Origin of the sequence: Christensenella massiliensis (genome assembly GCF_040409835.1) — a bacterium.
GTDB lineage: Bacteria > Bacillota > Clostridia > Christensenellales > Christensenellaceae > Christensenella > Christensenella massiliensis.
Genome location: NZ_CP117826.1, coordinates 293551 through 309022 on the forward strand (window position 1 = coordinate 293551; position 15472 = coordinate 309022).

The 15472-nt window shown below is 48.0% G+C and carries 18 protein-coding genes; all 18 read left to right on the plus strand.

The genetic code is table 11. From position 1 onward, the window contains the following. The first annotated feature begins 1 nt into the window (after position 1). The gene (locus PUP29_RS01425) at positions 2-487 is read left to right on the plus strand and encodes a YceD family protein (RefSeq protein ID WP_079547590.1); all 486 of its coding nucleotides are present in this window, start codon (positions 2-4) and stop codon (positions 485-487) included. Between the two features lie 23 nt (positions 488-510). After that, the gene (gene rpmF, locus PUP29_RS01430; protein WP_079547589.1) at positions 511-699 is read left to right on the plus strand and encodes a 50S ribosomal protein L32; all 189 of its coding nucleotides are present in this window, start codon (positions 511-513) and stop codon (positions 697-699) included. Positions 700-808: 109 nt separating this feature from the next. Beyond that, positions 809-1828, plus strand: a complete 1020-nt coding sequence (gene plsX / locus PUP29_RS01435) for a phosphate acyltransferase PlsX (protein ID WP_079547588.1) — start codon at positions 809-811, stop codon at positions 1826-1828. Then, positions 1809-2489, plus strand: a complete 681-nt coding sequence (gene rnc, locus PUP29_RS01440) for a ribonuclease III (RefSeq protein ID WP_353423628.1) — start codon at positions 1809-1811, stop codon at positions 2487-2489. Before plsX ends, rnc begins: the two co-directional genes overlap by 20 nt. A 58-nt stretch (positions 2490-2547) precedes the next feature. Further along, positions 2548-3735 (plus strand): serine hydroxymethyltransferase, encoded by a 1188-nt coding sequence (gene glyA, locus PUP29_RS01445; RefSeq protein ID WP_434542801.1) that lies wholly within the window; start codon positions 2548-2550, stop codon positions 3733-3735. A 55-nt stretch (positions 3736-3790) separates the two neighbouring features. Next, complete coding sequence (locus PUP29_RS01450; protein WP_353423630.1) at positions 3791-5089, plus strand: DUF512 domain-containing protein; 1299 nt, start codon at positions 3791-3793, stop codon at positions 5087-5089. Between the two features lie 11 nt (positions 5090-5100). Next, positions 5101-6432, plus strand: coding sequence for a ribosome biogenesis GTPase Der (der, locus tag PUP29_RS01455; protein WP_353423632.1), 1332 nt, complete (start codon positions 5101-5103; stop codon positions 6430-6432). Between the two features lie 3 nt (positions 6433-6435). Then, a complete protein-coding gene (gene plsY, locus PUP29_RS01460; RefSeq protein WP_079547583.1) occupies positions 6436-7041 on the plus strand; it encodes a glycerol-3-phosphate 1-O-acyltransferase PlsY in 606 nt (201 codons plus the stop codon). 118 nt (positions 7042-7159) lie between these two features. Continuing rightward, positions 7160-7618, plus strand: coding sequence for a ribosome maturation factor RimP (gene rimP / locus PUP29_RS01465; RefSeq protein WP_079547582.1), 459 nt, complete (start codon positions 7160-7162; stop codon positions 7616-7618). A gap of 16 nt (positions 7619-7634) precedes the next feature. Continuing rightward, positions 7635-8840: a transcription termination factor NusA gene (gene nusA, locus PUP29_RS01470; protein WP_079547581.1), complete on the plus strand. Its 1206-nt coding sequence runs from the start codon at positions 7635-7637 to the stop codon at positions 8838-8840. 12 nt (positions 8841-8852) lie between these two features. Beyond that, on the plus strand, positions 8853-9119 hold the full coding sequence (rnpM, locus tag PUP29_RS01475; RefSeq protein ID WP_353423635.1) for an RNase P modulator RnpM: 267 nt from the start codon (positions 8853-8855) through the stop codon (positions 9117-9119). Next, a complete protein-coding gene (locus PUP29_RS01480; protein WP_079547579.1) occupies positions 9106-9444 on the plus strand; it encodes a L7Ae/L30e/S12e/Gadd45 family ribosomal protein in 339 nt (112 codons plus the stop codon). The genes rnpM and PUP29_RS01480 overlap by 14 nt, the downstream gene beginning before the upstream one ends. After that, positions 9431-11911 (plus strand): translation initiation factor IF-2, encoded by a 2481-nt coding sequence (infB, locus tag PUP29_RS01485; RefSeq protein WP_353423637.1) that lies wholly within the window; start codon positions 9431-9433, stop codon positions 11909-11911. Before PUP29_RS01480 ends, infB begins: the two co-directional genes overlap by 14 nt. Positions 11912-11923: 12 nt before the next feature. Further along, entirely contained in the window at positions 11924-12280 is a 357-nt protein-coding gene (gene rbfA, locus PUP29_RS01490) for a 30S ribosome-binding factor RbfA (RefSeq protein WP_079547577.1), read from the plus strand. Next, positions 12277-13227 carry a DHH family phosphoesterase gene (locus tag PUP29_RS01495; protein ID WP_079547576.1) on the plus strand — a complete coding sequence of 317 codons (951 nt, stop codon included), beginning with the start codon at positions 12277-12279 and terminating at the stop codon, positions 13225-13227. Before rbfA ends, PUP29_RS01495 begins: the two co-directional genes overlap by 4 nt. Next, complete coding sequence (truB, locus tag PUP29_RS01500) at positions 13224-14147, plus strand: tRNA pseudouridine(55) synthase TruB (RefSeq protein WP_079547575.1); 924 nt, start codon at positions 13224-13226, stop codon at positions 14145-14147. Before PUP29_RS01495 ends, truB begins: the two co-directional genes overlap by 4 nt. After that, complete coding sequence (locus PUP29_RS01505; protein WP_353423640.1) at positions 14119-15045, plus strand: bifunctional riboflavin kinase/FAD synthetase; 927 nt, start codon at positions 14119-14121, stop codon at positions 15043-15045. The genes truB and PUP29_RS01505 overlap by 29 nt, the downstream gene beginning before the upstream one ends. 96 nt (positions 15046-15141) lie before the next feature. Continuing rightward, positions 15142-15405, plus strand: coding sequence for a 30S ribosomal protein S15 (rpsO, locus tag PUP29_RS01510; protein ID WP_079547573.1), 264 nt, complete (start codon positions 15142-15144; stop codon positions 15403-15405). The last annotated feature ends 67 nt before the right edge of the window (positions 15406-15472 follow it).

Sequence of the window (15472 nt, forward strand, 5' to 3'; positions counted from 1 at the left end):
GATGATAGAATTGGATATCCGGGAGGCACTGAAAAACGAAGGCGTTGCTTATACGTTCCATTATGAGGGAATTCCCGATTTGGGCGAGGATATAAGCTTTGCAAAGCCGCTTATATTAGAGGCGGAATATAGTGTGCTGAAACGGAAAGTGTCGGTAAGAGGAACGTTTGAGACCGTATTGCATACTGTTTGCGACCGGTGCTTGGATGAAATGGAGACAGAAGTTTCCTGTTATTTCGACGAAACGTTTTCTCCGGACGGAACGCAGGAGGAAGAGGAATATGCCTATCGGGATGATGCGCTGTCACTCGATAAGCTGGTGTATGACGCGATCATTCTTAATTTGCCGCCTCAATTATTGTGCAGCGAAGAATGCAAAGGACTTTGCCCGCAATGCGGACAAAACTTGAATCGCAAAAAATGCAACTGTAAGCAGGAAGATACGGATGAGACGAATCCGTTTGCAAAATTAAAGGGATTGTTCTGAAACCTTAAGGGAGGTGTGTGAAAGTGGCAGTACCAAAGAATAGAACGTCGAAGCAGCGTAAACATACGAGAAGAGCACATTGGAAACTGACGGCTCCGGCCGTATCTCAGTGTCCGCAGTGCCACCAGCCGAAACTGGCTCACAGAGTTTGTCCAAACTGCGGTTATTATAACGGCAGATTGGCAGTTGCGCCGAAAGAAGCGGCAAAATAAAATGTTAAAAAAGGTTTGCAGATAGCAAACCTTTTTTGTTTTCTCTCTTTGAAAAAGGACTTTTTTCGTGTATACTGTATCTATTGTATATCGTTTTGAGGGAGACGGCATGAGGATTATTATTGATGCGATGGGCGGAGATCATGCACCGCAGGAGATCGTTGCAGGTGTTTTGGCTGCAATGGAAAAATTTGAAGACACTTCATTCCTGCTGACGGGAGATGAAGATAAAATCCGGGCTTTGCTCGGGGGACAGAAATATGATTCTGCCCGAATGGAGATCGTTCCCACGACGCAGGTGATTGAAATGGACGATTCGCCGGTCAAGGCGCTGAAGGAGAAAAAAGATTCTTCCATGGTGGTTGCCTTGAATCTGTTGGCGGAAAAAAAAGGCGAAATGCTGATATCGGCCGGATGTACAGGCGCTCTTGTAGCGGGTTCTACTTTGATTGTAAAACGGCTTCCGGGGATCAAGCGTCCGGCGCTCGCACCGGTGCTTCCGACCCAGACGGGGGAGGTCCTTCTAATCGACGGCGGCGCAAACGCAGACTGCAAGCCACAATATCTGCAGCAGTTTGGCGTGATGGGAAGCATTTATATGCAAAAGGTGTTTGGTTTGGCAGCTCCGCGGGTCGCCTTGGTCAATAATGGCGCGGAGGAAGAAAAAGGGAGCGAACTTACGAAAAAGGCTTACCAGCTTCTGAAACGAGCGCCGATCCACTTTGTTGGGAATGCAGAGGGACGCGAGCTTCTTTCCGGTGATTTTGACGTGCTTGTATGCGATGGCTTTACCGGGAATATCGTTTTAAAATTTTTGGAGGGATGTGCCAAGACGATATTGGGTATGCTGAAAGTCTATGTCAAAGAAAGCGGAAGTGCGAAGTTCGGCTATTTATTCATGAAAGGCGCGTTTAGCAGGCTGAAACAAAAGATGGATTATAAGGAGTATGGAGGCGCGTTGCTTTTGGGGCTGAACGGCGGTGTAATGAAAGCACACGGAAGTTCGGATAGGCAGGCGATTTTTCATGCGATCGCCGCGGCGCGCAAATTTATCGCAGGCGACGTTGTAGGTGCGATCGGGCAGGAAATATCGAAATTGGCGGTTGAAGATGACGGAACAGAAGCTTGAGAGCAGACTTGGATATTCTTTCCGCAACCGGGAGCTTTTGCGGCATGCATTGACGCACCCGTCTTGCGGAAATGCTCCGAATTACGAACGGCTTGAATTTCTGGGAGATGCAGTGATAGAGCTCATTATCAGCGATGATCTGTTTCGGGGATATCAGGAGCTTTCCGAAGGCATGCTGACACAGCGGAGGGCAGATATCGTTTGCTCTAAGTCGCTTGCACGGATCGCAAGGTCTATTGACCTTGGGGAATATATTTTTTTGGGAAAAGGCGAAGAAGAGTCCGGCGGGCGGAAAAAGACGTCGATCCTTGAAAATGTGATGGAGGCAGTCATGGGAGCTGTTTATCTGGACGGCGGCTTTCAGGAAGCGCAGCGGGTGGTACGCCGCTTGTTTGCTGATGCGGTGCAGGATGCCGTAGAGCGTAGAAGAGATCATGATTATAAGTCGCAGTTTCAAGAGCTTGTCCAACGGACAGTCAAACAGGAGATCGCCTACCGGGTGCTTCGGCAGGAGGGACCGCCGCATGATTCAGTATTCCATGTAGGCCTTTTTTTAGGCGGAAAAGCGTTATGTGAAGGAACGGGGAGCTCGAAAAAAGAAGCGGAACAAAATGCAGCTAAATCTGCGATCGCGGATTTTAAGAAAATTTATAAGGAGTAAAAATGTGATGTTTGAATTTGAAGCGGTAAAGAATACGGACAGGGAAATTTATGATTCCATGATGCGCGAGCTTGGGCGTCAGGAACATAATATAGAATTGATTGCTTCGGAGAATTTTGTGTCGCCTGCCGTTATGCAGGCGATGGGCTCGCATTTGACAAATAAATATGCAGAGGGATATCCGGGGAAGCGTTATTACGGAGGCTGTCAATTTGTAGACGAGGCAGAGGAGCTTGCGCGGGAAAGGGCGAAGAAGCTGTTTGGAGCGGAGCATGCCAACGTTCAGCCGCATTCGGGGGCGCAGGCCAATACGGCGGTCTATTTCGGTGTGCTCAAGCCGGGCGATACGATTCTCGGAATGAACCTTTCGCATGGCGGACATCTGACGCATGGAAGTCCGGTGAATCTCTCGGGAAAATATTTTAACATCGTACCCTATGGTGTGAGCGAGGCGGATGAAAAAATCGATTATGACAAACTGTATGATCTTGCGCAGGAACATAAGCCGAAAATGATCGTTGCGGGCGCAAGTGCATATCCGCGTACGATCGATTTTGCAAAATTTCGTGAGATCGCGGATTCTGTAGGCGCGTATTTGATGGTAGATATGGCTCACATTGCGGGGCTCGTTGCGGCGGGGCTTCACCCGAATCCGGTTCCGTATGCGCATTTTACGACGACAACGACGCACAAAACGCTGCGCGGACCGCGCGGAGGAATGATACTTTGCTCTGAGGAATATGCGAAAATTGTGGATAAGGCGATCTTCCCGGGAACGCAGGGAGGACCGCTCATGCATGTGATTGCGGCGAAGGCGGTTTCTTTCCATGAGGCGATGCAGCCGGAATTCAAGGAATACCAGAAGCAGATCGTGAAGAATGCCGCGGCGCTCGCAAAAACGCTTATGGATAACGGGCTGAGGCTCGTTTCCGGCGGAACGGATAACCATCTGATGCTGGTGGACGTAGGCAAAAAAGAAAAAACGGGAAAAGAAGTGGAAGCTTTGCTGGACACGGTAAATATTACGGTAAACAAGAATACCATTCCTTTTGAAACATTAAGCCCGTTTGTTACGAGCGGCATCAGGATCGGAACGCCATCCGTGACCACAAGAGGAATGAAAGAAAAGGAAATGGAAACGATCGGCGCCTTGATTGCAGATATGATCCTGAACGGAGAGGCGGCGTCGGAAAAAGTAAAGAAGAGCGTTGCAGAGCTATGCGAAGCATTTCCGCTGTATAAATAAAGGCAATATTTAGATCGGGCGGAGATATATTCCGCCCGATTTTGAGGAAGCGCGGATGATTGTAAAACAAGTAGATGCCGGGAGCATCGCTGAAGAATGTGAGATTTCTGCCGGCGATGCTTTGCTGTCGATCAACGGACGCGAATTGAGGGATTATATCGATTATATCTATGGGCTTGCGGAATCTGAAATTGTTCTTGCCGTTCAGAAAATTGACGGAACAGTCGAAGAAATCGAGATCGAAAAAGAACCGGATGAAGAATTGGGGATCGTCTTTGAAAACGACGGCTTCGGCAAAAAGATATACTGCCGGAATAAATGTCTTTTTTGCTTTGTAGACCAAATGCCGAAGGGGATGCGGCGGACGTTGTATGTGAAGGATGACGACTGGCGTATGTCTTTCCTTATGGGAAGCTATGTCACGCTTACTAATCTTTCGGACGAAGAAGCCGCCCGTATCATTGAGCAGAGAATATCACCGCTTTATATCTCTGTTCACGCATACGACGATGCAGTCAGGCAGAAGCTCTTCGGAAACAAGGATGCAGAACGGACTTTTGGGCTGCTTCGCCGTTTTGCGGCCAACAGGCTTCACATGCATACACAGGTCGTGATGTGTGAGGGGCTCAACAGCGGAGCCGTTTTAGAACAGACGATAGAAGCGTTATATGGCCTTTTCCCGGCCGTACAGTCGGTCGCGGTCGTACCAGTAGGGCTTACACGCTATCGGAAGGGTCTTTATCCGCTTTCACCGGTCAGCAGGAAAGCGGCGGAAGAAACGATTCAAATGATAGAAAGCGGTCAAAAACGTTTTTTAGAGCAGAATAATGAAACAAGATTCGTATTTGCATCAGACGAAATGTATATTCGTGCAGGAATGCCGCTTCCGTCTTTTGAGAGCTATGAAGATTTCGTACAGATCGAAAATGGAGTTGGTCTGGTGCGCATGTTTCTGACAGAAGCGGAAGAAGCGCTGGAGGCTTTTCGCGGCAGGAAAGTGCGGTACCGAAAAATAGGGTTTATTACAGGAGAAGATTTTTATCCCTTTCTTAAGAGGCTTGCCCTGCAGATTCAGGATTCCTTTCGCCTGCAGGTGAATGTCTATCGGATAGAGAACCGTTTTTTCGGAAAGAGTGTTACGGTCGCAGGCCTGCTGACAGGCCGGGATATCATCGGACAGGTAAAGACGCAGGAGGAAGAAGCGTTGTTCTTAAGCCGTTGCTGCTTTAAGGAAAACGAGGACAGGATGCTTGATGATGTAACGCTGGAAGAATTGAGCGGTGCGTTGAATACGCCTTGCTATAAAGCGAGCGGAGACGGATATGAAGTGATAGAAATGCTGCTGGAAGAGTGAGGAATAATTTTATGGCAAAACCTTTGGTTGCGATCGTAGGTCGCCCCAATGTTGGAAAGTCCACATTTTTTAACCGGATAACAGGAACAAAATTGGCGATTATCGAAGATACGCCCGGTGTGACGCGAGACAGGATCTATGCGGATGCAGAATGGCTGGGGAAAGAATTCACCCTGATCGACACGGGCGGCGTGGACATGAATACAGACGACGTCATTCTAAAACAGATGAGGATTCAGGCAGAACTCGCCATCGATGCAGCCCGTCTGATTTTGTTTTTCGTAGACGGGAAAACGGGAATCACATCGGAGGACTACGAGGTAGCAAAAATGCTGCGGAAATCCGGAAAGCCGGTCATCGTTGTAGTCAACAAGACAGACAATAAAACGGACGAACAAAATATCTTTGATTTCTATGAGCTTGGCCTTGGCAATGTGATGGGAATATCCTCTGCACAGGGGCTTGGGATCGGAGACCTTTTGGATGAGGTGGCCGGCGAGCTGGGCGAGTATGAAACGGAAGAGCAGGAGGATAATACCCTAAAGATCGCGCTGGTCGGGAAGCCGAATGTGGGGAAATCCTCTCTGACCAACAAGATATTAGGTTATGAACGAGTCATTGTAAGCGATATCCCGGGAACGACGCGCGATGCGATCGACTCCGTGTTTGAACGGGATGGTCAAAAATATACGATCATCGATACGGCGGGGATGCGGAAAAAGGGCCGTATTGACGACAAATCGATCGAACGGTACAGTGTGATCCGTTCTCTGGGGGCGGTACGCCGGGCTGATGTAGTGGCAGTCATGATCGATGCGACAGAAGGGATCACTGAACAGGATGTGAAAGTGGCGGGCTATGTGGATTCAGAGGGCAAGCCGTGTGTGATCGTCGTCAATAAATGGGATGCCGTAGAAAAAGACACCTATACGATTGAGAAATATAATAAAAAAATAGCTGCAGATCTTGCGTTTATGCCTTATGCTCAACGTATTTATATTTCCGCACAGACGGGGCTGCGCGTCGACAGATTGTTTTCCATGCTACATGAGGCTTATGAAAACAATATTCGGCGCATTCCGACGGGAGTGCTGAACGACTGTCTGCAGGAGGCTGTCACAGCGGCGGAGCCTCCTTCGACGAACGGCAGAAGGCTTAAGATCTATTATGCAACACAGGTAAGCGTCAAACCGCCTACGTTTGTTTTATTCGTGAATGATACGGCGCTGATGCATTTTTCCTATCAGCGTTATCTTGAAAATTATTTGCGCAAAACATTTGACTTTACGGGCACACCGATTAAAATAATAGTAAGACAGAAAAGTGACGAGAAAGGGGAGTAGGCTATGAACGGGATTTTGATACTGATTTTATGTGCGGCGATTGCCTATCTGTTGGGGTCTATCTCGTTTTCCTACATTTTTACGAAGAAGATAAGACATGAGGATATCCGCGAAAAGGGTAGCGGAAATGCGGGGACGACGAATGTTCTGCGTAGCTATGGATGGGGCATGGGCCTCGCTGTGTTTGCGGGAGACGTACTGAAAGGCCTGTTTGCAGCGTTGATCGGTCTGCATTTCGGCGGAGAGATCGGGATGTGCGTAGCGGGGGTTTTTGCGATCATTGGGCATAATTATTCCTGTTTTCTCAATTTCAAAGGCGGCAAGGGGATCGCGGCGACGATTGGCGTATTGCTCATCATACAGACAGTACCGACGCTTATTATCTTTACGATTGCGATCATTATTGTGATATCCACAAAAATCATGAGCATCGGTTCTATTATTGGGCTGATTTTAAGTGCGGCAGCGGCGTTTATCGTTGCGCCGGGAGATCCGTATCAGGATATTGCGCTGCTCATCATAGCGGCGCTTGGAATATGGAGCCACCGGGAAAATATAGAACGGCTGATCCATGGAAACGAACGGAAATTAAGCCTCTCCAAAAAGTAAAAAAGGCTTGCATAAAAGGCGCTGTTATGGTATTCTGGAGTAGGTTAATAAATGCTTGACTAAAGAGTGGGAATAAAACCCCACTCTTTCGCATTATGAATGCTTTTATGGAGTTGTTATGGCAAGAAATACACGAGCAGTCGTTGAAGAGATCGCAGAACCGATCGTAAAAAGCTGCGGCTTCCAATATGTCGATACAGAATATGCGAAGCAGGGGCAAGATTGGCTGCTTACGATTTATATCGATAGAGAGGGCGGAGTACTTCTTGAGGATTGCGAGACGGTAAGCCGTGCAGTAGAAGCGGCCCTCGATGAAAAAGATCCTATTTCGGAAAGCTACATTCTATGTGTGTCTTCTCCGGGATTAGACAGACCTCTGAAAAATGAACGCGATTTTGCGCGCTGCCTTGGACAGATAGTAGATGTAAAGCTCTATCAGGCATTTCAGGGTCAAAAAGAATATACCGGTGTGCTTTCGGCGTATACGCCGTCCAGTATCACGATCGAAACAGATGAAAGCGAGATCATTTTCGATTGTAAAGAAACCGCAAAAATATGCCTTCACTTGGATTTTTGATAAGGAGACAAAGGTTATGAATACGGAATTTATGGAAGCTTTATCAGATTTAGAGCATGATAAGGGAATCAAAAAAGATATTTTGCTGGAAGCGATTGAGACGGCGCTGATTTCTGCTTACAAAAGGCATTTTGGCACAGATCAGAATGCGCGTGTTGAAATCGATGGAGATACCGGCGAGATTAAGGTATTCGCTGTCAAAAATGTTGTGGATGAAGTGGAAGATGAAGAGTCGGAAATATCGGTAGAAGATGCGCGGGCCATTAATCCGAAATATGAGGCGGGAGATGTGCTGGAAACAGAAGTGACCCCGCGCGATTTTGGACGTATTGCAGCGCAGACGGCAAAACAGGTCGTTGTACAGCGAATCCGTGAGGCGGAACGCGGTATTATTTACGATCAATATTCAGAAAAGGAAAATGAAGTATTAACGGCGATCGTGCACAGAATAGAACGCGGAAACGTTTATGTAGAGCTTGGCCGCGCGGAGGGAATCATACCGGTGAGCGAAACGGTGTATTCCGAACAATATAATATCAACGACAGACTGAAGGTTTACGTGCTCGAAGTGAAGAAAACGAATAAAGGACCGCAGATCATTGTATCCCGTACCCATCCTGCATTGATCAAACGTTTATTTGAGATCGAGGTCCCGGAGATCCGGCAGAACGTTGTGCAGATCAAGAGCATAGCGCGCGAAGCGGGCGGACGCACGAAGATTGCGGTGTGGAGCGATGAAAAGGACGTCGATCCCGTCGGCGCATGCGTTGGACACAAAGGAACGCGTATCGAGAAAGTGGTAGAAGAACTGGGCGGTGAAAAGATAGATGTAGTTCCGTGGAGCTCGGACCCAATTGAATTTATAGCGAATGCACTGCGCCCCGCAAAAGTTGTTATGGTGCAGATCAACGAGGATGAAAAGGCTGCAAAGGTCATTGTTCCAGACTATCAGCTCTCTCTTGCGATTGGCAAGGAAGGACAGAATGCCCGCCTTGCAGCTAAGCTTACGGGATGGAAGATCGATATCAAGAGTCAGTCGCAGACAGAACAGGAAGTTTTCGGAGAAGAATTTGCAAACGCAGATACGAGTTTCGATTCGCTTGCGGAGACATTTGGAATGGTCGGACGGCTGAACGAGGAGGCCGCAGAGGAAGAAGCGGAACAGGATATTCTTGAAGCCGCGGAGCAGGAAAAGGACGATGCGGCTAAAACAGACGAGTAAGGGTGAAACGGATTGAATAAGAAGCAGCCGGTAAGAATGTGTATTGCCTGCCGCAGCGGAAAGTTGAAGGGCGAATTGATACGGCTCGTGCGTACGAAGGAAGGACAGCTTTTGGTTGACAGAACGGGTAAGGCACAGGGACGGGGCGCTTATGTATGCAGGAATAGGGAATGCATTGAAAAGGCAAAAAGGATATTTCCTAAAGTGATGCACTGCGAGATGGATGAAGCGGCGTATCATATGCTTATAGAATTGGCAGACGAGCATGGCAACGCATGAGAGTTTTTTTAAATTTTTAGGACTTGCTGCGCGTGCAAGAAAAATCGTGTATGGTATGCAGGCCGTAGAACAGGCGGTAAAAAAGGGGAAAGCGAAGCTTGTGATATTAGACGGCAGCGCTTCCGAAAATACAAAAAAAGCAATCATGGATGCTTGCACTTATTATCGTATACGGCTCGTCATTCTTGAAGAGCGCGGTATTTTGGAGGCAAGCTTCCATAAACCAAATAATAAAGTCATAGGAATAGTGTGTCCGCAGTTTGCGCAGAGTGCGATGGACAAATATTACGCTAATTCCGGGGGTGAAACTATTGAGCAAGATTAAAATTTTAGAAACAAACAAATCTCTTCTTACGAATGCACAGGGTATTTTTAACCGTATTTTGGAGATGCAGACGGAAGCAGACAGCCAGCTTCGTGATATCAAGGCCATAGAGGCTAAGATTCTTGATATAGAAAAGCTCAGAAATGAAAAAGCGCGACAAGAGAAGGAAGAGCAGCAGCGCGCTGAGGAAGAAGCGAAGAAATTGGCTCAGCAGAAAGCCGCGGAGGAAAAAGCGGCAGCTGAAGAAGAAGCCCGGAAACGGCAGGAAGAAGCAAAAGTACCGGAGAACACCCAGCCAAAGGAAGAGAGACCCAAGGAAAAAGTTCCGGTTCCGAAAGAGACCGTTATCGAAGAGAAGGTTTCTGTTGCCCCCAAAACAGAGACGGGCTCTAAACGGCCGAAAGCAGAAGAGACGGAGAAGCCCATGGGCAAAGAAGTGATAGCAGAAGCTGCTCCGAAGCAGAAACGGGAGACAGCTAAGAAGCCTGAAAAGAACGAAGCCAAGCCGGCCAAAAAATTTGCGAATCAAAATGCGAAACCGGGTGGTTTTGAACACGGTAAGAAATCGAAGAAGCAAATGGAAGAAGACCGTGGAAAGCGGCCAAAAATCAAGGAGCGCGTATTTAGTATCGATGACGATGATTTCCCGAGAGGCTCCCGTAAGCGCCGCAGCAATAAAAAGCAGCAGCCTAAAACAGTGATCGAACCCATCAAGATCGAGAAAGCGGTTATTACGGAAGAGACGATTTCCGTCAAGTTATTTTCGGAAAAAATAGGAAAACCGGTTTCTGAAATACTGAAAAAGCTATTGCTTTTAGGGATGATGTCCACGATCAATTCGCAGATCGATTTCGATACGGCTTCACTGGTGGCAGGTGAGTTCGGGATCGAGCTTGAACAAAAGATAGAAAAGACAGCGGAAGATATCCTGATCGAGGAAGCGCCGGATCTTGAGGAGCAGCTGCAAAAGCGCCCGCCGATCGTTACGATCATGGGGCATGTTGACCACGGTAAAACATCTCTGCTCGATAAGATACGGCAGTCTAAAGTGACTGAGGGAGAAGCCGGCGGAATCACGCAGCATATTGGCGCTTATCAGGTCGAGCTGAACGGGGAGAAAATCACTTTTATCGATACGCCGGGGCACGAGGCATTTACGGCGATGCGCGCCCGCGGAGCACAGGTAACGGATATTGCGATCATCGTGGTTGCGGCGGACGACGGTATCATGCCGCAGACAGTAGAAGCAATCAACCATGCAAAGTCAGCAGATGTACCAATCATCGTTGCTGTCAACAAGATAGACCGTCCGAATGCGAATGTGCAAAAAATCATGCAGGAGCTTACCGAGCATGACCTGCTGCCCGAAGAATGGGGAGGAGAGACGATCGTGGTTCCGGTCTCCGCAAAGACAGGCGAGGGGATCGATAAACTTCTTGAAATGATTCTTCTGGTTGCGGAGGTTCAGGAGCTCAAGGCAAATCCGGACCGGCTGGCAAAAGGAACAATTATTGAAGCGCAGCTCGATAAAGGCCGCGGCCCAGTTGCGACTGTTTTGGTGGAAACAGGAACGCTGCGGACAGGAGATACGATCATTGCGGGAACGGCGTATGGCCGGGTGCGGGCGATGGTAAACGATATCGGACAGAACGTAAGCGAAGCGTTGCCCTCCCAGCCGGTTGAGGTAATTGGCTTCTCTGAGGTGCCGGTAGCTGGAGATATTTTGCATGCGACTCCTGCAGACAAGCTGTCTAAGCAGGTGGCTGAGGAAAGAAAGGACAAGCAGAAAGCTGAGATCCTAAAGAAAATGACGAAAGTCTCGCTTGACGACCTGTTCAATCAGATCGCAGAAGGGCAAATCAAAGATTTGAATATCGTTATCAAAGCTGACGTTCAGGGCTCGGTAGAAGCGGTAAGGCAGTCGCTTGAAAAGCTTTCGAATGACGAAGTGCGCGTTCGTGCGATCCATTGCGGCGTCGGCGCGATCACAGAAACGGACGTTATGCTTGCTTCGGCAGCAAATGCAATCATTATTGGGTTCAATGTGCGGCCGGACAATATGGCGCAGACGGCTGCAGAGCGCGAAAAGGTCGATATTCGTCTCTACCGTATCATTTATAAGGCGATCGAGGATATAACGGCTGCCATGAAGGGAATGCTGGAGCCTGAGTTTGAAGAACTGGTCATCGGCCATGCAGAGGTCAGACAGACGTTCAAAGTTTCCTCTGTGGGAACGATCGCCGGCTGTTACGTTACTGATGGAATGATCCGGAGGAATGCACAGGCGCGTTTGCTGCGCGATAATGTGGTTATCTATGAAGGAGCGCTCAGCTCTCTGAAACGCTTTAAGGATGATGCCAAGGAAGTGGCGCAGGGGTATGAATGCGGTCTTTCGCTGGAACGCTTTGATGATATCAAGGAAGGCGATGTGATCGAGTGTTTCGAGATGCATGAAATCGCGCGCTAAGGAGAAACAATTATGGCGACAAACCGATTGAGCCGGATCGACGAAGAGGTGAAACGCGCTCTTGCAGAGATCATTCGGAATGATGTAAAGGACGACAGATTGTCTGTGATGGCAACTGTAACAAGGGTGGAAATCACGCCGGATCTGAAATTTGGGAAAGTGTATATCAGCGTGTATGATACGGAGAAGAAAAAGTATGCGTCTATTGATGCCCTTAATCATGGCGCTGCTTTTATCCGTACCAAATTGGCAAAAGCCGTGGATATCAGGCGCGTTCCCGAGCTTACCTTTGTATTGGACGATTCGATCGAGTACAGCATAAAGATTTCCAAGCTGATCGATGATGTAAAAGGCAAGGAAGAGTCATGAAAAGGGTAATTGAATTTTTGGAGAAGCACCGCAAATTTGCGGTGCTCACTCATCTGAATCCTGATGGCGACGCGCTTGGGAGCGCTTATGCGCTTGCACGGAGCTTGAATAATCTTGGCAAGTCTGCCGAGGTTATTTTATTATGTGAACCGCCCTCCAAATATCGGTTTAGTCAGTTTGATTCCTTATATCGGCTTTTAGAGGAAACGGGAAAGTGCAGTTATGATGCTGCGGTGGCAGTAGATTGTGCCACGATAGGGCGTTTGTCTTCCGCGCAGGAGTTTTTCCGGAGTCTGCCGAATTGCAATATCGACCATCATATTTCCAATACCGAATATGCGCAGGTAAATTATGTGGAGAATGTGGCGGCAACGGGAGAGCTTATTTGGCGGATCGCGGAACAGTTGGGAGCGAAAGCGGACGAGACGGTGCGTATGGCAACATATATGGCGATTTCGACTGATACCGGAAGCTTTATGTATTCCAACACACAGGAGTCCACACTTCTGCTGTTTTCCCGCTTAGTCGCGGAGGGACTGCCTCTTGCTCAGATGGCGGCGCAGATTTTCAACAAACGTTCGCTGGGGGCAACTAAGCTGATTGCACGTTTTATCGACAATATCAGGCTGTATGAAAATGATTCTCTTGCGATATCGGTCATTCTATTGGACGATATTGCGCAGTGCGGCGCAGATGTGTCGGATAGCGAGATATTGATCGATTACGCACGGGAGATAGACGGGGTGGAAATCGCGGCGTTTATCCGCGAGATGAAGAAGGATACCTATAAAATCAGTCTGCGCGCAAACAGCTATGCGGATGTAGGCGCGTTGGCGGGGGAATTTGACGGGGGCGGACATGCGAAAGCAGCAGGCTGCATGCTGCGGGGAAATATCTATGATGTGACAGAGACTCTTATCAAATCGGCAAGGAATTATTTGAAGTGAACGGTGTATTGAATATATTGAAGCCGCCTGCGATGACTTCAAGCGACGTTGTTTCGCACCTGCGGAGAATATTGGGGCAAAAGAAAATAGGACATACCGGAACACTTGACCCCGGGGCTGCCGGCGTACTTCCGATATGTGTAGGACGTGCGACAAAAATCGCAGATTATATCATGCGGGGCGATAAGGAATATATCGCGGAGATCACGTTTGGAATCGAAACGGATACACAGGACAGCTATGGAACGTCTCTTCGCAGATGCGAATGTAATATTACGCGGCAAGCTGTCGAGACGGTTTTGCCGGAATTTACCGGAAAATTATTTCAAAAACCGCCGATGTATTCGGCTGTGAAGCATGAAGGGAAAAAGCTTTATCAGTTGGCGCGGAAAGGAATCACGATTGAAAAACCTCCGCGCGAAGTCTATATCCGCCAGATCGATATACTTGGCGGACAGATCAATAAATTCCTGCTGAAAATCAGGTGCTCAAAGGGAACTTATATCCGTACGCTTTGTGCAGATATGGGCGAAGCGCTCCATTGCTGTGCTTACACCTCGTTTTTGCTGAGAACAGAAACATGCGGCTTTTTAGTCGAGGACGCATATACCTTACCGGAGATCGAAATGATGGTGCAAATGGGAACGCTGGCTTCCGCATTGTATTCCATGGAGGAAGCTCTGTCCTTTCTGAAATCGCTCCACTGCGAGAAGCGGCTTTATCCTTTTCTGACAACAGGAACGCCGATCGATCTTACCAAAACGAAACTTGAATTGCAGCCGGATGTCGATTATGCAGTTTTTTGCGGCGGCGAGCTGATAGGGATAGGGAAAAAAATAGGCGATAAGCTGAAAATAATATCGATGCTGAAAGAACTGGGGGGTGCTTCAGGTGAAACTAAAACTGCTGACACCAAATGATTTGCCGCTGACAGATAGAACAGCGGTAGCGATCGGCTTGTTTGACGGAATACACGAGGGGCATATAGCGCTGATAGATGATATCAAAGGCCGGAAAGATATGCGGTCATTGGTCTACACATTTGATACGAAGCCAAATCATACGTTTTATAAAAATATTTATACAGATGAGGAGAAACAAGCCATTTTTTCTTCACTTGGCATAGATATGCTCTATCGGCAGCCTTTTACGCCGGAATTTTCCAACACCTCGAAAGAGGCTTTTTTGGAATGGGTCGTACGAAAGCTGAATGCAAAGCATATCACGGTAGGATTCGATTTCCGTTTCGGGAAAAATGCAGAAGGAACGGCTGAATATTTACGTACGCAGGCAGAACGCTTTGGATATACGGTGCACGTCGTACCGGAGGTCAAGTGCTGTGAAGGAAAAGTGAGCAGTACGCTGATCAGAAAGCATATTGAACGGGGAGAAATGGAGCGGGTCACAGATCTGCTCGGGCGCTTCTATTTTATAGATGGAAAGATAGAAAAAGGGAAGCATTTAGGCTCGTCGATAGGCTTTCCCACCGCTAACATATCTACTGAAAAGCTTTTGCCGAAATACGGCGTCTATGCGACGATCGTTCAGATAGACGGGAAATGTTATCCCGCGGTAACGAATGTCGGCATAAAGCCCACCGTATCGAATTCGGGCATTCCAAATATCGAGACTTTTATTTTCCATTTTTCGGGGGATGTTTACAACGAAGAGATACGTGTAAGTTTCGTATCTTTTATCAGAGGAGAGACAACGTTCCCGGATGTAGACGCACTTCGGCGGCAGATTGCAAGCGATGCCCGGGCGGCGCAGAAAATGCTGGAGGATTTAGAGGTTTACAAACGTAATATCGTGTGGTAAACTGAAATACGTTGATTAATCAATCGTATGCTCCGATGTACGACAACTCCGGCGGCACCGTAGCATCACGAGTTCTAAAAAAATGGAGGGAAAACCATGGAAAAGGCAGTAAAGACAGAAATCATTCAGAAGTACGCTCAAAAGGAAGGGGATACAGGCTCTCCGGAAGTGCAGATTGCACTTCTCACGTATAGGATCAATCATCTGAACGAACATTTGAAGCAGTTTAAAAAAGACGCACATTCGCGGCGCGGTTTGCTGAAAATGGTTGGTAAAAGACGCGGCCTGCTCAACTATCTGAAGGAAAAGGATATCGAGCGGTACAGAAGCCTGATCAGCAGCCTGAATTTAAGAAAGTAAGCAAAAAGGAGCGGGTTTTTCTCGCTCTTTTTATTGCATGTCACCGGAACGCAGGCGGGCGGAGAGC